This is a genomic window from Proteus sp. MB838 (assembly GCF_054767435.1).
On the sequence record NZ_BAABMO010000050.1, the window covers coordinates 1 to 20,369 of the forward strand.

16 protein-coding genes and 1 pseudogene are annotated in these 20,369 nt (G+C 38.0%); 15 read left to right on the forward strand and 2 right to left on the reverse strand.

Features of this window, described 5'->3' with window-relative positions; all coding sequences use genetic code 11:
* The first annotated feature begins 1,172 nt into the window (after window positions 1–1,172).
* From flhD to ACYUCW_RS16125, 15 genes and pseudogenes are all read left to right on the forward strand, one after another.
* The gene (flhD, locus tag ACYUCW_RS16055; RefSeq protein ID WP_004243568.1) at window positions 1,173–1,523 is read left to right on the forward strand and encodes a flagellar transcriptional regulator FlhD; all 351 of its coding nucleotides are present in this window, start codon (window positions 1,173–1,175) and stop codon (window positions 1,521–1,523) included.
* 2 nt (window positions 1,524–1,525) lie between these two features.
* Window positions 1,526–2,107: a flagellar transcriptional regulator FlhC gene (gene flhC, locus ACYUCW_RS16060; protein ID WP_460409013.1), complete on the forward strand. Its 582-nt coding sequence runs from the start codon at window positions 1,526–1,528 to the stop codon at window positions 2,105–2,107.
* Window positions 2,108–2,241: 134 nt separating this feature from the next.
* Window positions 2,242–3,135 (forward strand): flagellar motor stator protein MotA, encoded by an 894-nt coding sequence (motA, locus tag ACYUCW_RS16065; RefSeq protein WP_004243566.1) that lies wholly within the window; start codon window positions 2,242–2,244, stop codon window positions 3,133–3,135.
* 2 nt (window positions 3,136–3,137) lie between these two features.
* Window positions 3,138–4,187, forward strand: coding sequence for a flagellar motor protein MotB (gene motB / locus ACYUCW_RS16070; RefSeq protein ID WP_004243565.1), 1,050 nt, complete (start codon window positions 3,138–3,140; stop codon window positions 4,185–4,187).
* Between the two features lie 35 nt (window positions 4,188–4,222).
* On the forward strand, window positions 4,223–6,442 hold the full coding sequence (gene cheA / locus ACYUCW_RS16075; protein ID WP_074924020.1) for a chemotaxis protein CheA: 2,220 nt from the start codon (window positions 4,223–4,225) through the stop codon (window positions 6,440–6,442).
* Window positions 6,443–6,463: 21 nt separating this feature from the next.
* Window positions 6,464–6,964 (forward strand): chemotaxis protein CheW, encoded by a 501-nt coding sequence (gene cheW / locus ACYUCW_RS16080; protein WP_004243558.1) that lies wholly within the window; start codon window positions 6,464–6,466, stop codon window positions 6,962–6,964.
* Between the two features lie 347 nt (window positions 6,965–7,311).
* Entirely contained in the window at window positions 7,312–9,018 is a 1,707-nt protein-coding gene (locus ACYUCW_RS16085) for a methyl-accepting chemotaxis protein (protein ID WP_460409014.1), read from the forward strand.
* Window positions 9,019–9,077: 59 nt separating this feature from the next.
* Window positions 9,078–10,724: a methyl-accepting chemotaxis protein gene (locus ACYUCW_RS16090; RefSeq protein ID WP_004243556.1), complete on the forward strand. Its 1,647-nt coding sequence runs from the start codon at window positions 9,078–9,080 to the stop codon at window positions 10,722–10,724.
* Window positions 10,725–10,730: 6 nt separating this feature from the next.
* Complete coding sequence (gene cheR, locus ACYUCW_RS16095) at window positions 10,731–11,621, forward strand: protein-glutamate O-methyltransferase CheR (RefSeq protein ID WP_004243555.1); 891 nt, start codon at window positions 10,731–10,733, stop codon at window positions 11,619–11,621.
* A complete protein-coding gene (locus ACYUCW_RS16100; protein ID WP_460409015.1) occupies window positions 11,614–12,666 on the forward strand; it encodes a protein-glutamate methylesterase/protein-glutamine glutaminase in 1,053 nt (350 codons plus the stop codon). The genes cheR and ACYUCW_RS16100 overlap by 8 nt, the downstream gene beginning before the upstream one ends.
* A gap of 59 nt (window positions 12,667–12,725) precedes the next feature.
* Window positions 12,726–13,115, forward strand: a complete 390-nt coding sequence (gene cheY, locus ACYUCW_RS16105; protein WP_004243551.1) for a chemotaxis response regulator CheY — start codon at window positions 12,726–12,728, stop codon at window positions 13,113–13,115.
* Between the two features lie 9 nt (window positions 13,116–13,124).
* The gene (gene cheZ, locus ACYUCW_RS16110) at window positions 13,125–13,781 is read left to right on the forward strand and encodes a protein phosphatase CheZ (RefSeq protein WP_004250768.1); all 657 of its coding nucleotides are present in this window, start codon (window positions 13,125–13,127) and stop codon (window positions 13,779–13,781) included.
* Between the two features lie 428 nt (window positions 13,782–14,209).
* Window positions 14,210–15,358, forward strand: a complete 1,149-nt coding sequence (gene flhB / locus ACYUCW_RS16115; RefSeq protein WP_460409016.1) for a flagellar biosynthesis protein FlhB — start codon at window positions 14,210–14,212, stop codon at window positions 15,356–15,358.
* Window positions 15,351–17,440: pseudogene (flhA, locus tag ACYUCW_RS16120) on the forward strand (flagellar biosynthesis protein FlhA). The gene flhB and the pseudogene flhA overlap by 8 nt, the downstream one beginning before the upstream one ends.
* Window positions 17,441–17,850: 410 nt before the next feature.
* Window positions 17,851–19,116: a two-partner secretion domain-containing protein gene (locus ACYUCW_RS16125; RefSeq protein WP_049210626.1), complete on the forward strand. Its 1,266-nt coding sequence runs from the start codon at window positions 17,851–17,853 to the stop codon at window positions 19,114–19,116.
* A 150-nt stretch (window positions 19,117–19,266) separates the two neighbouring features.
* Here the strand turns inward: ACYUCW_RS16125 and ACYUCW_RS16130 are convergent, their stop codons facing one another.
* On the reverse strand, window positions 19,267–19,704 hold the full coding sequence (locus ACYUCW_RS16130; RefSeq protein WP_223805438.1) for a flagella synthesis protein FlgN: 438 nt from the start codon (window positions 19,702–19,704) through the stop codon (window positions 19,267–19,269).
* Between the two features lie 14 nt (window positions 19,705–19,718).
* Window positions 19,719–20,018 (reverse strand): flagellar biosynthesis anti-sigma factor FlgM, encoded by a 300-nt coding sequence (flgM, locus tag ACYUCW_RS16135; RefSeq protein ID WP_004248342.1) that lies wholly within the window; start codon window positions 20,016–20,018, stop codon window positions 19,719–19,721.
* Window positions 20,019–20,369 lie beyond the last annotated feature (351 nt).

The following is a 20,369-nucleotide window of genomic DNA, read 5'->3' on the forward strand; positions in this document are numbered from 1 at the left end:
GTATTTTTGTTTATATTAAGTTTAAGTCAAATATTATATATTTTTTTTATCGAATTTAATTGGGTAAATAAAGTTATTATTGCTACTTTATATTTTTAAATGAGGTTTTTTCTCCTATGGATTTATATTTATTTTTCTAAAAAAAGTTGGTAAGTAATTTGATTGTTACGTAAAAACCATAAATAAATCTTACCTGTATTGTCATGTTTTTTTATATTGATTAATCTTTGTTCGGTAAAACACGCATAAAGAGTTATATAGCTTTATTATTTTGCACTTTTAGTTATTGATTAGTAATTTTTAATTATTTATTAATAAAACTTTTATGTGATAGAAATAAATATTCAATAATTTATAAGGTAAGATGCATAACTAGGAATTTAATTTTGTATAACTTATCCTGCTAATGTAAGAGTGTTATGTTTTATCTTTATGAATTTTAAGTGTAATTTTTTTTATTTAATTAATTTATAAAATTAGATAACTCAAATTAATTATGATTGGTTGTTTTTTATGCCAATTGTAAATAAAAAGTGATCATTTATGGTGTTTTCGGTAAATGACTAAAAAAACTATATCTATAGAAATATTTATTAAACACAAGTGCTTTGTTCAGACAAAGATGAGGAGGAGCTATGGCAATATATGTTACTGTGATCGAAAAAAACTTCAATTTTAGATTTGTCAATTTTTTATGCTGTATTTTTAGGTTTATAAGTTTAATAGATCGTATAAAATAAAAAATTATCATTAATATTTTAATTTCGGTAGATTCGCTTATTAATTCTTAGCAAGTTTTATTACTAATATTACTTGAATAGTTAATGAACTAATTCCATAATAATGATTATCTTTTTGTGATGTAACTCACATAGTATTTAAATTAGACTACTTTATCCGTTGAATAACTTAATCATTAAGGAGTAAAGTTATCTCGCTAGGATTATTCTTAACGTGATATATTGGCGAGCATTTAAAATCCTTTTTAATTTAAATGTTTTTCTCGCTACTTTTTGAAATGATCGTAATCAAGTAATACAAGGTAGTGTTACTACGAGTCATATTCATAAAATGGGGCCTGGAAATTCAATATACATTTATATTAATTTCCTCGGGATCTTACTTTAAACAAGATCCTCTTTGTTCAATATAATCGGACGGGATGTAAAGAGATGAGTACGGTTGAATTGCTTAAGCATATTTATGACATAAATTTATCGTATTTGCTTTTGGCGCAGAGGTTAATTAACCAAGAAAAGGCTTCCGCAATGTTTAGACTGGGTATCAGCGATTCTATGGCTGATGCACTAAAAGAGCTAACATTGCCTCAATTGGTTAAGTTGGCTGAAACAAACCAACTAATCTGTAATTTCCGGTTTGAAGACAGCGAAACAATAGAACAACTCACTAAAGAATCCAGAGTGGATGATTTGCAACAAATTCATACTGGTATCCTTCTTTCTTCTAACTTGTTCCGTCAACTATCGGAACATGATACCTCTGCTACAAAGAAACGGGCATAACAATGAGTGAGAAAAGTATCGTCCGAGAGGCGAAAGATATTCGCCTAGCAATGGAATTAATCACCTTAGGTGCTCGCTTACAAATGCTTGAAAGCGAAACGCAATTAAGTCGAGGGCGTTTAATTAAATTATACAAAGAATTAAGAGGAAGCCCTCCTCCTAAAGGTATGCTACCTTTTTCAACAGATTGGTTTATGACATGGGAACAAAATATCCATTCTTCAATGTTTTATAATGCTTACCGCTTTTTATTAAAAAGCGGGGGGAGCGTAGGTGTTGAAGCTGTTGTAAAAGCCTATCGTTTATATTTAGAACAATGTCCACCCGTTAAAGATCAAGAACCTATTTTAGCACTAACACGAGCATGGACATTAGTTCGTTTTGTTGAAAGTGGTATGTTACAACTTTCTGTATGTACCAAATGTAATGGTTCATTTATTACACACGCACATCAGCCTGCAAGTAATTATGTTTGTAGTCTTTGTCAGTCTCCATCTCGGGCAATAAAAAAACGTAAACTTTCCGCCAATCCTGCCGATATTAACTTACAACTGTTGGATGGTCTTGAACAGTTTGCAATGTGATTCGAGATTGAAAGTTAAATATCAGGTTATAGATTAAAGACTCTATAACCTGAGTTGTTTCCTCTTCCCCTCCTATCTCCTTGCGGTTATGTTCGCCATTCTCTCTATAACGAAATTAGCTAAAGGGATATCGCGTGTTAGTACTCTTAGGATATATCGTGGTGATTTGTGCTGTCCTCGGAGGGTTTACCCTCGTAGGTGGACATCTAGGCGCATTATATCAACCCGCTGAATTTTTAATTATTTTTGGTGCCGGTATCGGTGCTTTTGTTGTAGGTAATAATGGTCGTGCGATCGTATCAACGGTAAAAATCCTACCGAAATTACTTCGTAACACTAACTACAATAAAGCGATGTATATGGATCTAATGGCATTAATGTTTCGTTTGCTGTCTAAAGCGCGCCAAAACGGCATGTTGGCATTAGAGAGAGATATTGAAAATCCACAACAAAGTGACATTTTTTCCCAATATCCTCGCATTATGAAAGACGTTTATATGCTCAGTTTTATTACTGATTATATGCGTTTGATGGTGACGGGGAATATGAATCCTTATGAAATTGAAGCACTAATGGACGAAGAAATTGCCACTTTTGAAGAAGAAAGTGAAGTACCTGCGGCGGGGCTCTCTACGATGGGCGATTCATTACCCGCATTTGGTATTGTGGCCGCGGTTATGGGGGTGGTTAATGCGCTAGGTGCTGCCGATAGACCTGCTGGGGAAATGGGGGCACTTATTGGTCACGCAATGGTAGGTACTTTCTTAGGTATTTTATTAGCTTATGGCTTTGTTTCACCATTAGCCTCTCGTATCAGACAACGCTCTAGTCAACAAATGAAAATGATGGAGTGCATCAAGACCACCCTGTTATCTAGCATGAATGGATATGCACCACAGATAGCGGTTGAGTTTGGTCGTAAGACCCTCTTTCTGGCAGACAGACCTTCATTTATTGAATTGGAAGAACATGTACGTCAGGTACGGACACCGATGCAGGCAAATCCTGATGCAATGAAAGAAGAGTAATTATGAAAAGTAATTCACAGATAATCAGAGTTAAAAAGCGAGGGAAAAAACAGCACAACGCACAACATGGTGCGTGGAAGATAGCTTACGCTGACTTTATGACTGCCATGATGGCTTTCTTTCTGGTGATGTGGTTACTTTCTATCGCTAGTCCTCAAGAGTTAACTCGTGTTGCTGAATATTTTCGCACACCTCTAAAAGTTGCCATTGAAAAAGGCCGCGTTAGTGGAGACGTGACAAACCCGATACCAGGGGGAGGACGTGATCCTGTGTATAACGAAGGTGATGTACTGCCAAAAGGTGTCGAAGATAAACAGCTCAATGAAAAACAGCAATTCCGTAAACTGAAAGAGAATTTAGAGCAAGTTATTTTACAAGATCCTCGCTTAAAAGATTTAAAACCTCATTTATTAATTGACATGATGGACGAAGGCTTACGTATCCAAATTATAGATAAAGAAAGCCGGCCAATGTTTAAAGTTGGCAGTGCCACTGTTGAACCTTATATGAAAGATATTTTAACTGCGATAGCGCCAATACTAAATGACTCGCCTTATAAAATCAGTTTATCAGGTCATACCGATGATATTCCTTATGCGAGTGGTGCACTCAAATACAGTAACTGGGAGTTATCAACGGATCGAGCCAATGCATCTCGTCGAGAACTTATTGGTGCAGGGCTTGCAGAATGGAAAGTACTACGGGTTGTAGGTATGGCATCAACTGTTCACTTAGTAAAAGAGGATGGTTTTGCTCCGGCGAATAGAAGGATCAGTATATTAGTTTTAACTAAGCAGGAAGAAAAGAAAATCGTACATGAAAATGAGCGGGTTGCACCAGCAATAAAAGAGGCATCAGAAATTAAACCTCTGCTTTCAGGGCAAGAAACCCCACAAGAAAACGGAGAAAATACACAGACGAATTCGTCTGTGTCTTCTTCTACATCTAAGCTTCCCGAATCAAAAAAGGAAAATGTTGAAACAGGAGTTTCTGGGGAAAGTTTGCCATCACAATCGACAAATATTACGACAAAACAGGAAACAACTCCTTAGTTTGTATGTAATCGCGTAAAGGTGAATGAGTAACGATGGATATTACCGAGTTTTATCAAACATTTTTTGATGAAGCAGATGAGTTGTTAGCTGATATGGAACAGCATTTACTGTTACTTGATCCGCAAAATCCAGATCAAGAGCAGTTAAATGCTATTTTTCGTAGTGCGCACTCCATAAAAGGAGGAGCCGCAACATTTGGCTTCGTTAAACTTCAGCAGACCACTCATGTGCTGGAAAACTTGCTCGATAGTGCAAGACGCCATGAAATGGTACTTACCGATGACATTATTAACCTGTTTCTGGAAGCGAAAGATATTATGCAACAGCAATTGGATGCACATAAAAACTCACAAGAGCCAGACGAGGAAACATTTAACTATATTTGTGAGAAGTTGCGTCAGTTAGCTCTAGAAGTCAAAGAGGAACAATCAACTCAATTAGGTGAGGGGAATGACTCAGTATCTTTAACTGAAAGTAATGCCCCAACGGAGAACATCACTCCTGTTTCTGCAGTGCATCATACTGACGATGAGCTTAGTAAAGAAAATCAACCGCTAGCAACGGCTAATACACCAAATACTGACGGTCTTTATCAGCATCATATTATTTTATCTGATTTAAAAGAGACCGATATTGATTTAATGCTAGATGAATTAAAGCATCTGGGTGAAGTCAGTCAGGTTGAAAAACAGCACCATGGGTTGGAAGCGGTATTAAAAACCACAGCAACTCAAGAAGATATCAGTGCGGTATTATGTTTTGTTATTGAACCAGAACAGATTTCCTTTGCTAACGTTGCTGCTACTGAGGAAAAGGTAAAGTCTACAGATAAAACGCAAGAGCAAGCCGAACACTCACCCTCATCTGTGACAGAAAGTATCCAGCCTGCTGCTCAAACAGAGCAGCCAGCTACGATAGAGAAAAACGTTGCTGAGTTGAATAAAAATAGTCAAGCAGATGAAGTGACTAAAGTTGCCACAACCTTGCCACCAACTGCGACACCAGCCCCTGCGCGAAAACCTGTTGTTGCTCAGGCCAAAACGGAATCAACCAGTATTCGCGTTGCGGTTGAAAAGGTGGACCAACTGATTAACTTGGTCGGGGAATTGGTGATCACTCAGTCTATGTTAGCGCAACATAGTGACACGCTTGAGCCATCTATTCATAGTGATCTACTCAGTTGTATTGCACAGCTACAGCGTAACTCTCGTGATCTGCAAGAGTCAGTGATGTCTATCCGTATGATGCCGATGGAATATGTTTTTAGTCGTTTTCCGCGGGTCGTTCGTGATTTAGCTGGCAAAATGCATAAAAAAGTTGAGTTAAATATGATTGGTAGTTCAACTGAACTTGATAAAAGTTTAATTGAGAAAATCATCGATCCTTTAACTCACTTAGTCCGTAATAGTCTTGATCATGGTATTGAAATGCCTGCCGATCGCATTGCCGCGGGCAAACCAGAGGCGGGTCAATTAACGCTTTCAGCAGAGCATCAAGGTGGCAATATTTGTATTGAAGTGACAGATGATGGTGCTGGATTAAATCGTGAGCGTATTTTGAAAAAGGCGATATCATCGGGCTTAGCTGTTTCTGAAAATATGAGCAATGAAGAAGTTGCGATGTTGATATTTGCGCCAGGTTTCTCTACCGCTGAGGTTGTCACCGATGTTTCTGGACGTGGTGTGGGTATGGATGTTGTAAAACGAAATATCCAAGAAATGGGTGGGCAAATTCAAATTAGTTTTGAAGTTGGAAAAGGCACACGCATTCGCATCTTGCTGCCACTCACATTGGCTATTTTAGATGGCATGTCAGTAAAAGTGAATGATGAAGTATTTATTTTACCATTAGGAACAGTGGTTAGCTCATTACAACCTGAAGAGGAAGATATTTATCCTTTAGCAGGAGATGAAAAATTATTGCAAGTAAGAGGTGAATATTTACCGCTTATTGAATTACACCGTACTTTTAATATTGAAGGTGCGCAAACCGATATTACTCAAGCGATTGCGGTTATCGTACAAAGTGCAGGGCGCCGTTATGCTTTATTGGTCGATAAGTTAGTTGGTCAACATCAAGTGGTTGTTAAAAATATAGAAAGCAATTACCGAAAAGTACCGGGTATTTCTGCTGCCACAATCATGGGCGATGGTAGTGTTGCTTTAATTCTTGATGTTCCAGAATTACAACGTTTAAGTCATTCTCAAATGACAGAAAAGAAAAAGAATACAACTGCGCATACAGTTATTTAATAGTGAGGATAAAATAAGATTATGGCTGCGGAACATTTCGAGAAATTATCCGGTGAAACTGTTGGACAAGGATTTCTAATTTTTACGTTGGGCAACGAAGAATATGGCATTGATATTCTAAAAGTACAAGAAATTCGGGGCTATGACCAAGTCACTCGTATTGCGAATGCACCTAGTTTTATTAAAGGTGTGACCAATTTACGGGGGGTTATTGTACCTATCGTTGATCTACGAATTAAGTTTTCACAAGAAAATGTTACCTATAATGACAACACAGTGGTGATCGTGGTTAATTTACTCAACCGTATTGTCGGCATTGTTGTTGATGGTGTTTCTGATGTATTAACCTTAAAACCTGAACAAATCTGTCCTGCTCCTGAATTTGCGGTAACAATGTCAACAGAATATTTAACAGGATTGGGTACTTTAGATGAAAGAATGTTAATTCTGGTTGATATTGAAAAATTACTCAATAGCGAAGAAATGGAATTAGTTGATAGCGCAACAATTATGGCTAAATAAAGTTTAGCCTATTAATCTTATTCTTTAATACTGTTCCGGCTATCTTGCCGGAATAGTTTTTTCAATTATTTGTTATTTCTTGGGGCTTTAATATTAATTAAGTGAAATTAAATCAGAAAGAGTACTTTTAATTTTAGTTAAGTTATTTTTTTTAAATGTATTAACTAAAAAATGAATGTGCATTATGCCTAGCAGGTTTTTAAAATGAGAATTTAAAATATAACTTATTGATATTTAATTTATTTATTGTAAATAGAAAATAGTATCTATATAGGATAAAACCTATAAAGTTTCTCTTAAGTCTGCCGATAACTTGGTCATACCATCTATTATAAAAAGGGAAACTCATGTTTAGCCGAATGAAAATAGTGACTGGGTTGTTATCCATTCTTCTGTTGTTTGGTGTTTTGCAGTTTATCTCCGGGGGTGTTTTTTACTCAAATCTCAGTGAAACAAGACAAGATCTGGATAAAACTCTCACAATACAAAAACAGCGTGAACGTTTAGATGAAAGCTGGGCAAACTTATTGCAAGCGCGTAACAATATCAATCGTGCAGCTATAAGCTATCTGTTACAGGATAAAGATCTGAATGTTGATAGCTCGTTGTCTGTAGAATATTTAACTGGTCTGGCACGTAAAAATATGTCTCGGGCCGATGATAAATTTAAAGAGTTTGAACAGCATATAAATGCTTATCAAATTCATTCAGAAGAAGAAATACGCAATTTAAAAGGGCGTTTTATTGAGTATTTTTCTGCATTAAATCAGTTAGAAATTTTACTGCAAGATAAAAACTTAAAAGATTTTTTCGAACAACCAACGACTTCTTATCAAGATGGTTTTTATAAAGAGTATCTTGCTTATGTTATGCGTAATGAGAAGTTTAATAATCAATTAAATAGTGCATTAGAAGCTTCTCATCAGCGTTCTATTATCACGATGGTGATATTAGCCATTATTGTTGTTACAGCACTCATCATTTGTTGGTTTGCACTACGCAATGCATTAATTCGACCACTTAATTCATTGTTATTAAATATTAAAGCATTTTCTGAAGGGGATCTACGTCCCGATATCGAGGTGCATGGACGTAATGAAATGAGCTTATTAGCAAGTGGCTTAAAGCACATGCAACAAGAGCTTATACATACTGTTCGTGGAGTTTATCAAAGTACTGAGAATATCTATAACAGCACCAGTGAAATTGCCGCAGGTAATAATGATTTATCCTCACGTACTGAGGAGCAAGTTGCTTCATTAGAAGAGACTGCTGCGAGTATGGAGCAGTTAACGGCGACAGTAAAACAAAATGCTGATAACGCACGCCAAGCAAGTAACCTTGCCAATGATGCCTCAGATATTGCCCGCCAAGGTGGAAAAGTTGTGGCTAATGTGGTGCAAACGATGCACGACATAGCCGGAAGTTCTCAAAAAATCACCGATATTACAGCAGTGATTGATGGTATCGCATTTCAAACCAATATTTTGGCGTTGAATGCGGCTGTTGAAGCTGCGAGAGCCGGTGAGTATGGTCGCGGATTTGCGGTAGTTGCCGGCGAAGTTCGTAATCTTGCACAGAGAAGTGCAGAAGCTGCTAAAGAAATAAAAACGTTGATTGAAGACTCTGTTAGTCGCACTGAAACCGGATCGGTATTAGTTGAAAGTGCAGGGGAAACCATGACTCGTATTGTCGAATCTGTGACACGTGTTACCGATATTATGGGGGAAATTGCCTCGGCATCGGATGAACAAAGTCGAGGAATTTCACAAGTGGGTCTTGCGGTTTCTGAAATGGATCGTGTTACTCAGCAAAACGCCTCTTTAGTAGAACAATCTGCCGCCGCTGCTGCGGGTCTTGAAGATCAAGCAGTTGCATTAACCCGCTTAGTTTCCATCTTCAAATTACCGGGTCAGGAAGAAAAAGCATTAGAGAAAAAGGAATTGGATGCACTCCCTGTAGTACAAGCCGCTGCTCCACTTATAAAACCAGGAACCTCAGAAAAGAAAAAGAGCAGCAGTGTTGAAGATCCCGCTAACTGGGAAACTTTCTAACAACAACAAGTGGCTGACAAGCGGTAGTGATTTGCTACCGCTTATAACGAGGTGAAGGCATGTTTAGGTTTCGTAAATTAAAGATATCCACCAGTCTCTATTTATTACTGATGATGTTTTGTGTGATGCAAGTTATTTCCAGTGGGATCTCACTGGGAATTATTCATTTAAACAACAATCAGATCACTAGAATTGATTTAGATACTGCTAAGCGAGATGAATTAGGATTAAGTTGGGTATCTTTAGTACAAGCACGTAATGCAATAAATCGCGTTGCGATAGGAATGAAAACTGAACAGTCAACAGATTATATCCAATCTATTGAATCAATCGCATTATCACGTTTGGAAACAGCAAATACTCATTTTCAAAATTTCCTTACAGATATTAATCAAGAGGTTATTCCACAAGAAGAAAAAGAGATTTTTAATACCGTAAAAAATGATTATCACGTTCTTTATAGTGCACTAGTTGAATTACATGGCATGTTAAAAAAAGGCGATTTTCAAGGGTTTTTAGATCAACCTACGGAACGCTATCAAACTGCGATGGAAAATTCATTTAATACCTATATGAATTACGTTCAATATGAAGTGGCTGATTCGATTGAACAAGGACATCATTTTTATACCATCGCTATTTTAATGTTTATTGGCGCAATCACCATGGTAATTGTGGTGTCAATCGCCTCTCATCGCTGGTTAAGTTTTAATATTATTAAACCTTTCGCAAGTTTAAGCCGTTACTTTAATGATGTCGCAACAGGCAAATTAAATCGTGAAATTCTGGTTTTTACTGATGACGAAATAGGTGATATTTTTAGACGGTTACGTGAGATGCGTGGCGAGTTGGCGCGCTCTATTCGTATTGTTCGTGATAACAGTCAGGCGATGTATTCGGGTATTCAAGAAATTTCCAAAGGTAATACCGATTTATCCTCGCGCACAGAACAACAAGCTGCTTCTTTGGAAGAGACGGCTGCGAGTATGGAGCAATTAACGGCGACAGTTAAACAAAATGCGGATAACGCGTTACAAGCGAGTAAGTTGGCGGAATCTGCATCTGAAACTGCACTACGAGGCGGTGAAATTACTCACAGTGTGGTCGAAATGATGGATGCTATTACTCAAAGTTCTCAAAAGATAGGCGCTATTATTAGTGTCATTGATGGTATTGCCTTTCAAACCAATATCTTAGCGCTTAATGCTGCGGTAGAAGCGGCGCGAGCGGGTGAACAAGGACGCGGTTTCTCAGTTGTTGCAGGAGAGGTGCGTAATCTTGCTCAGCGTAGTGCTGAAGCGGCTAAAGAAATTAAAACACTTATTGACGAGTCTGTGTCTCGAGTCTCTCAGGGATCTCGATTAGTAAATGATGCGGGGCAAACGATGGAGGAGCTTGTCACATCTGTAAATAAAGTCACTGAGTTAATGGCCGAAATTGCCTCGGCTTCAGACGAACAAAGTAGAGGTATTCACCAAGTTGCTGATGCTGTTAGTCAGATGGATCAGGTGACACAACAAAACGCTGCTTTGGTGGAGCAATCAGCATCTGCTGCCACAGCATTAGAAGATCAGGCTAACAACCTGGTTAATGCTGTATCGGCATTCGAATTGCCTGACACGGATGAAGACGGATCTTCTCACTCCTTAGAAGGTAATGGGTTGAAGAAAGCAGATAAAAAATCATTTTTTAAAAAGACCCATTAAAAAATAATGAAACGTAATGTTACTGAAGAATTGCCAGATATCGCTGCTCAACCGTTAGATTTTTTTTCTGAACGGTTTATGTTGTCCGATGATCAGTTTCAATCAATCTGCCAATTGATTTATCAAAAAGCAGGTATTGTGCTGACTAACAACAAACGGGAAATGGTTTATAACCGTCTCACGAGGAGGTTACGTGAATTACGGATGAATAACTTTGGTGACTATCTTGCGTTTCTAAAAAGTGATGTATGCAACCCTGAATGGCAAGAGTTTATTAATGCGTTAACCACAAACTTAACTGCATTTTTTAGGGAAGCACATCACTTTCCTATTTTGGCTAAACACGCCAAAAACAGGGCAGGAGGAGTTTACCGAGTATGGTGTGCTGCCGCATCTACTGGAGAAGAGCCTTATTCAATAGCGATGACTTTGCGCGATGTTTTTGGGGATAACCCCTATAAAACAAAAATTATTGCCAGCGATATCGACACTAATGTGTTGGAAAAAGCCCGTAAAGGTGTTTATCGACTGGAAGAGTTAAAAACGTTAAACGAAGAATATTTGAAAAAATATTTTCTCAAAGGTGTTGGTGATTTTGCCGGATACGTGAAAATTAGACCACAAGTAAGTGAAATGGTCACTTTTCAGTATTTGAATTTACTCGACAAGCAGTGGAAATTAGAAGGGCCATTTGATGCGATTTTTTGTCGTAATGTCATGATTTATTTTGATAAAACGACACAGCAAAGCTTACTTCATCGATTTATACCATTGCTTAAACCCGATGGAATGTTGTTTGTAGGGCATTCTGAAAATGTGAGCCAACTAAGCAAGGATTTTTACTTGCAGGGGCATACGGTTTACGGGCTGACACCAGCAAGGAGAGGTTATGAATAAAATAACGGTACTCTGTGTTGATGATTCGGCGTTAATGCGCCAGATCATGCGAGAAATAATTAATAGTCACCATGATATGGAGGTCGTTGATTGTGCGCCAGATCCGATAGTCGCTCGTGACTTAATAAAAAAGTTTAATCCACAGGTATTGACGTTAGATGTTGAAATGCCACGCATGGATGGTATTGATTTTTTGGAAAAATTAATGCGCTTACGCCCTATGCCAGTGGTGATGGTTTCATCACTCACAGCCAAAGGTTCAGAAGTGACATTAAAAGCATTAGAACTGGGGGCGGTTGATTTTGTCACTAAACCTCAGTTAGGTCTACGTGAAGGAATGTTGGCCTACAGTGAACTTATTGCAGAAAAAATCCGAGCAGCGGCTCAGGCAAGAATTAGTCGTCATGAAACGAAAACATTACCGTCTAAGTCGTTATCATTTACTCCCATGATTTCGAGTGAAAAGTTAATCGCTGTTGGTGCTTCAACAGGGGGCACCGAGGCTATTCGTCATTTTTTAGAGCCATTACCTATTACCAGTCCTGCAGTATTAATAACCCAACATATGCCGGCGGGGTTTACCCACTCATTTGCAGAGCGGTTAAACCGTTTATGCCAAATCAGTGTGAAAGAAGCTGAAGATGGAGAACGGGTTTTACCTGGACACGCCTACATCGCACCGGGTGATTATCATATGGAGCTTCGTCGTAATGGTGCTAATTACCAGATCCATATAAATAAAGATCCTGCGGTAAATCGGCATCGACCTTCTGTTGATGTGCTATTTAATTCGGTTGCTAAATATGCGGGGCGTAATGCTATTGGTGTCATTTTAACAGGGATGGGCAGTGATGGTGCTACAGGTTTATTAGCAATGCGTCGTGCAGGTAGCTACACATTTGCACAAGATGAAGCAAGTTGCGTCGTCTTTGGGGTGCCTCGTTCCGCGGTCGAATTGGGAGCCGTAGATGAGGTAAAAAGTATAAGCTCAATGAGTAAAGCCGTGCTGATGAAAATCAGCACAACACAATCATTGCGTATCTGATTAAGTTCAGTTTAAACAGCAACACAGTAATTTGCCAATATATTTTGAAGGAGTTTTCAATGGCAAGTAAGGATCTGAGATTTTTAGTGGTTGATGATTTTTCAACAATGCGCCGCATCGTTCGTAATTTACTAAAGGAGTTAGGATTTATGAACGTAGAAGAAGCAGAAGATGGTGCTGACGCGTTAGCCAAGTTACAGAGTTCGGCATATGATTTTGTTATCACCGATTGGAATATGCCCAATATGGATGGGTTAGAGTTGCTGAAGAATATTCGTAGTGACGCAGGGCTTGCAACGCTTCCCGTTCTGATGGTGACCGCCGAAGCGAAAAAAGAAAATATTATTGCTGCTGCGCAATCAGGAGCAAGTGGATATGTTGTTAAACCTTTTACTGCAGCCATTCTTGAAGAAAAACTCAATAAAATTTTTGAAAAACTGGGCATCTAAGGAGTCGCAATGAGTGGGGATCCAATTATGCCGAAAGATAATGTCGAAATAACGTCAGATATTATCAGTCGGATCGGACAATTGACGCGTATGTTACGCGACAGTTTGCGAGAATTAGGATTGGATAAAGCAATAGCAGAAGCAGCAGAAGCCATTCCTGATGCAAGGGAAAGATTGGACTATGTTGCTCAAATGACCGCTCAGGCAGCTGAGCGTACATTAAATTGTGTGGAAGCTGCGCAACCAAAACAGGATGAGTTAAGTAGTCATGCAACTAAGTTAACTGAACGCTGGGATCAATGGTTTGAGCATCCAGAAGATCTCAAAGATGTACGCTCTCTTGTAACGGATACCCGCAATTATTTGCGGGATATCCCTGAAAGTGCGGCTTTTACAAATAGCCAATTACTTGAAATTATGATGGCGCAAGATTTCCAAGATTTAACAGGCCAAGTGATTAAACGTATGATGAGTGTGGTTCAAGAAATTGAAAAACAACTTGTTATGGTGTTAATGGAAAATCTGCCACCAGAGCAACTTGAAAAATCCAATGCGAAAAAAGAGAGTGATTCATTATTAAATGGCCCACAAGTCAATAAAAACAATGCTGGTGTGATTAAGAATCAAGATCAGGTTGATGATTTACTGGAAAGTTTAGGTTTCTAATCTATTGGTGAGTTTAGGGCGATAAGGACATAACTGGCTTGCAGGAGGCATTCGCTCTATCTCTGCTCTTTGAGGATGTTCTATTTTATGGATAAAAAACAACCAAAAAACAGGTTAATAGCGCAGGCTATTGAAGAAAATGTAAGCCGCTTTATCTAAGCGGCTTTTGTTTGATGGTGAGAAATACACGCTTTTACCTTATATTCACCATAGAATTATTCTTGCGATAAACCCTCCATATTTGCACCAAATAAATATGTTGTTTCAAAGGTGATGTGTAAGTAGCACACTTTTTTGCTGTTTATACCTTCATAGCCCAAAAAGCCCCGTAAATTTGCGATTGTTCAACCCATCAATTTCTTCTGAATTTGTCATGCTAAGAGACATTTCATTCAGGCTTTAATCTAATTATCTAAATCGGACAGACTGTGGCTGAAGATAGCGATCTCGAAAAGACAGAAGAACCCACTCCCCATAAACGGGAAAAAGCGAAAAAGGATGGGCAAATTGTTCGTTCCAAAGAGCTTTCGTCCGTATTAATGATTTTAGGGGGCGTCAGTCTACTGTGGATGAGTGAGCGTTTTATCACTCGTGAGCTTTATGCCATGTTAACGGAAGGTTTTACTTTTAATCACCACATAATCGGCAACGAGAATTTATTGATCCCCCGTTTTGCCAGTTTAATGAAACAGGCTGTATTTGCGTTATCGCCAGTGTTTCTAGGCTTGGTCTTAGTGGCAATTGGTGGTTCAGCCGTATTGGGGGGGATTAATTTTAGTAGCAAGTCTATCAAGTTTGATCCGAAAAAATGGAACCCTATTTCTGGCTTAAAACGTATTTTTTCAATGAATGCGTTAGCTGAATTATTTAAAGCGATTTTAAAATCACTCTTTGTCGGCTTAGCCGCAACGGTTTTCTTATGGCACAACTGGAACGATATTCTTCATTTGATCACGCTTCCTCCTTTAAGTGCTTTAGCTAATGCGATGCAACTGCTTATTTTTGCAGTCTATATTGCGGTTTTTATGCTTATCCCGATGGTGGCATTCGATATTATTTTTCAAATTCGTAGCCATTTGAAAAAGTTACGCATGACACGCCAAGAAATTAAAGATGAATTTAAACAACAAGAGGGTGATCCGCAATTAAAGGCGCGTATTCGCCAACAACAACACGAGATGTCGCGGCGACGAATGATGGCAGATGTGCCAAAAGCAGATGTCATTGTCACTAACCCAACGCATTACGCGGTTGCTTTGCAATATAACGACAAAATGGTTGCCCCAAAAGTACTTGCTAAAGGGGCGGGCGCCATTGCCTTAAAAATTAAAGAAATTGGTGCTGAACATCGAATTCCGCTTCTAGAAGCGCCACCGCTTGCTAGGGCGTTATATCGTCACAGTGAGATAGGACAGGCTATTCCTGCAACACTCTATGCCGCTGTTGCAGAAGTTTTAGCTTGGGTCTATCAACTGAGACGATGGAAAACCGAAGGTGGTTTAAAACCTAAACAACCTATGAACTTGCCAGTGCCTCCCGCACTGGACTTTGCTGGAGAAGATAATCGTCATGGCTAATTTGGCCTCATTACTCCGCTTGCCGGGAAATTGGAAAAGTTCTCAGTGGCAGATACTGGCAGGGCCAGTACTTATTTTGCTTATACTGTCAATGATGGTACTGCCATTGCCACCTTTTCTATTGGACTTATTGTTTACCTTTAACATTGCCCTTTCTATCATGGTGCTATTAGTGGCCATGTTTACTAGGCGCACATTGGACTTTGCTGCCTTTCCAACAATACTCCTGTTCACTACATTGTTACGCTTATCGCTTAACGTTGCATCAACACGTATTATCTTGATGGAAGGACATACAGGTTCCGCGGCTGCAGGGCGTGTTGTTGAAGCTTTTGGTCATTTCCTCGTAGGTGGCAATTTTGCTATCGGTATCGTTGTCTTTATCATTCTTATACTGATTAACTTTATGGTTATCACCAAAGGTGCAGGGCGTATTGCTGAAGTAGGCGCACGCTTTGTATTAGATGGGATGCCGGGTAAGCAGATGGCTATCGATGCTGATTTAAATGCTGGGATCATAAACGAAGAAGAAGCTAAAAAACGTCGTAAAGAAGTTTCGCTTGAGTCTGACTTTTATGGATCTATGGATGGTGCAAGTAAATTCGTCCGAGGGGATGCGATTGCCGGCTTAATGATCTTGGTAATAAACGTCGTTGGTGGTTTAGTGGTCGGTGTTGCACAACATAATATGGCACTTAACGATGCGGCAAGCACTTATACCTTATTAACCATCGGTGATGGGCTGGTGGCACAAATACCAGCACTGATTATATCAACAGCGGCGGGTGTTATTGTTACTCGCGTTGCAACCGATGAAGACGTCGGTCAACAAATGGTGACGCAACTCTTTGATAACCCTCGTGTACTGATGCTAACTGCGGGTGTTTTAGGATTGCTGGGGTTAGTACCAGGTATGCCAAACTTTGTTTTCCTCTTCTTTACGGCTGCATTAGCAGGATTAGGATGGTATATCTTAAAACGCCATAGCAGTCCTCAAGTGCAACAACAAAAAGAGTTGGAACAAGTTGAAAAACAAAATCGGGTTGTTGAAGCCTCTTGGGAAGATGTGCAATTAGAAGATCCGCTGTCAATGGAAGTGGGTTATCGTCTTATTCCCATGGTCGATAATCGCCAAAATGGTGAATTATTAGGGCGAATTAGTGGTATTCGCAAAAAGTTTGCACAAGAAATGGGGTATCTACCTCCTGTCGTACATATTCGCGATAATATGGAAGTAAAACCTTCCTCCTACCGCATTTTAATGAAAGGGGTAGAAATCGGTCATGGCGAAGCTCATCCTGGGCGTTGGTTGGCCATAAACCCTGGTAATGCAGTCGGAACGCTAGAAGGTGATAACACTCAAGAGCCGGCATTTGGTTTACCTGCAGTATGGATTGATGACAGTTTAAGAGAGCAAGCACAAGTACAAGGCTATACGGTTGTGGCGGCAAGTACAGTGATTGCAACACATTTTAATCATGTACTTAACCAATACGCATCAGAGTTATTTGGTCGCCAAGAAGCGCAAATGCTATTTGATAGGGTAAGCAAAGAACTACCGAAAATGACGGAAAATATGATCCCCGATATGCTGTCATTAACGGTGTTACATAAAGTATTGCAAAACCTGTTGGCAGAGCAAGTGCCTATTCGCGATATGAGAACCATATTAGAAGCACTAGCAGAGCATGCTCCTGAGCAAAAAGATCCGGCAGAATTAACGGCGGTAGTTCGTGTTGCATTACGCAGGGCGATAACACAACACTGGTTTGGTGATAAAGAAGAGATACAAGTTATCGGATTAGATGCGGGACTAGAGCGTCTATTATTACAAGCGATGCAAAGTGGGGGGGATTAGAGCCTGGCCTTGCTGAAAACATTGAACAACAAGCCTTAGATGCGGTACGCCGTCAAGAGATGTCAGGGGGCGTGCCTGTACTCTTGGTTAACCATGCACTACGTTCGCTGTTATCACGCTTTTTACGCCGTAGCTTGCCACAGTTAGCGGTATTATCAAATATGGAAATTAGCGAAGGTCGTCATATTCGTATGACATCAATGATTGGTGGGCAAAATAATTAATCATTAACCATTGATAAAAGTCTACTAAAACCACTAAATCATCATTTAGTGGTTTTTTTTAGTTTAAACAAGAAGAATATAAGTAATTGTTCTATATATAGAATATGTTTTAAATAAAAGCAATATTAAACATGGATATGGTGAGATTTATTTTGATAAAGAGGCTTATAGAATAACAGAAAGAAAATTAAATATTAATAGCTTGTTTGGTAATAGGGCTGTTTATATATCTTATTATTAATATTTAAAGATATTATTTGTATTTTTTAATATAAATACTTAATCGTTAATATATTATTTATATGTTTTTTAAATGCTTTGTCTATATGTTTTTTATATGGATTTTTTTTTAAATTAATTGTTCCTTGTGCTAATTATGATAATCAGTTTTAAAACCAAAGGAAATGTCCATGAAAAAAAACGCTCTATTTACTTTCTCACTGTTATCTGTATTTATTTCATTATCTTGTTATGCTCATCAAGATGTTATTTTAAACCCTGATTCATTATCAGATGCACAGGTATCTATTAATGATGACACAGGGAGAACACAAATTGAAGTGATAAATACTAATCAAGATGGTACCGCCCATATCTATTATAATCGTCTTGATGTTGGTGATTTTGGTTTATCATTAAAAAATAATGCTGAAGCAGAATTAATTATTAATGAGGTTGTTTCTAAAGATGTTTCAACTCTAAGAGGTGAGCTTGAGTTACAAGGAAAAAAGGCGACAGTGGTTATAGCTAATCCTAATGGAATTTCTTGTCGTGATTGTTCTTTCTCTGGAATTAATGATATTAAACTAATTGCAGGTAGCAGTACAGGGAAATTTTCTAAGACATTCACTATAGCAAATATAGGTTCTAGTGTTGTTTTTGATATGAGAAATAAATTAGATAAAAATGAATATAGTCATATTCATCGCAATTATAAAGATATTTCATCTGGAATAATAAATATTATCTCTAATAATGTAGACTTGATTGACGGTGATTTAAATGCTGAATATATTCGTTTTGATATGGGGTTAAGTGAGTTTAATCTTAGAGCTAAAAATGATTATAATAAATACAGCCATTTTTTGTTAAGGACAGAGGCAGGAATAAATAGTCGATATTTAATAATAAAATCAAAACAGGGTAACGTTTATAATAATGGTAATATAAATACTTTGTCACTAAATCATGAGTCTTATAGATTAATTAATACAGGAAACATAGATATAAATCAAGATGATAATTTATATAGAACAGCTTATGATGGGACGAAACAATCAAAAGTAATGGTTTATCAATATTCTTCTGGTCTTAATAATTCATCATTTAATGTTAAAGATAGTATTCTATTTATGAAAGCGGATACGTTGCTTTTAGATAGAACATTTAATATTGATGATAGTTATTTATATGGAAGAGTAGGAACCATAGGAACCCTAGGAATAGGTAATATATCATTGTCGTATAATAGTGTTTTTCATATCCTCGCTGAGGATAGTATATTTCTTGGTGGTAAAATCCAGGGGGATGGTCATGTTATATTACAATTAAATGATGATAAAGTTGATATTGAAGGTAAAAACTTGTTAATAGGAACAGAGGGATTAAGATTAGAGGGGGGAACAAAATATAAATTAGGTAGATCAACTATTATAGATTATACTGAATACAAATAAGGCTATTTTAATTATTACTATCGATTTAAATCCTAACGCTAATTCAATATTTATCTGAAGGTTGTTACATATAAATCAATATATTAAATAAAACACTCCCTGTATTATATTGAGATAATACAGGGACTATTCTTTAATTATAAAAGATAATTATATTTGTATTTTTCGCCCAGCTAATATTGAACGCTGTGCTTGTCCATCTGCACCATAAAGTGTTGGGCTATGATTTTTCTGTAGAAAATGTAGCGTTTCACTATTGCGAGTAATATGTTGCTCTAACAATAAGCCATTGTGTTGATTAAGATGTTTTAACTCTTCCGTTAGATCAACCAGTTGTCCCCATAAATCAGCTAAAAAAGGCTGTCCTTGATAGGGTCTATCAATACCAACTTGTTTACTGAGTATTTGACGTTTTTGATCGGTATGACCTAGGGCTGTTAATACAAAATTCTTCTGTTCAGTTAGTTCATGCAGCTTATTGATATCAATACTTCCTGCACATAATAACTGTTGCTCAGCACGTAAAATACCCGCAATGGTATTGAGCTGTGATAACTGAAGATCTAAGGTCTGGCGGAGTTCTTCCATCATAATCTTTAATATTATTTAGTTATGCTTTCAGCAGCTTCTCGGAAAAGTGCTTCCGCAATTTTGCTGCTATCCATTGTTAATGTTCCATCGGCAATCGCTGCTTTTAAACGGGCAACTTTCTCGACATTGATGTCTTGATTGCTAGGTTGAACTAATTTTTTCTGTGCTTCACTTAGTTTCACAGAAGTATCACCCGCCATTGCTTTTGTTTGCGTATTACCGGTTTTTCGTGCTTCTTGGGCACCTTCATTAAGGTTACGCTGAGAAATGGCCGTGATTGGGATAAGTGGATTTGTGCGTTCAATACTCATAGGAAAATCCTTTGTTAGGCATCAATTAATCGTCAGATGAAGCCATTGTAAACAACCTATGTGTTTTCGCCTATCATCTTGTAGCTTTATATCGGCAGTATAGATATAAACTTTAATGTTATCTTACTCGTCATCCTTCAAGCTGTAGCGTTGTTGGCGTCACTCATTCGCACTAGTCACATACTTATGTATGCTCCTAGCAACTCATTCGCTTGCCGCCTAGCTACAACTTGAATTATTTAGAGTATTTTCTCGTCATACTTCAAGCTGTAGCGTTGTTGGCGTCACTCATTCGCACTAGTCACATACTTATGTATGCTCCTAGCAACTCATTCGCTTGCCGCCTAGCTA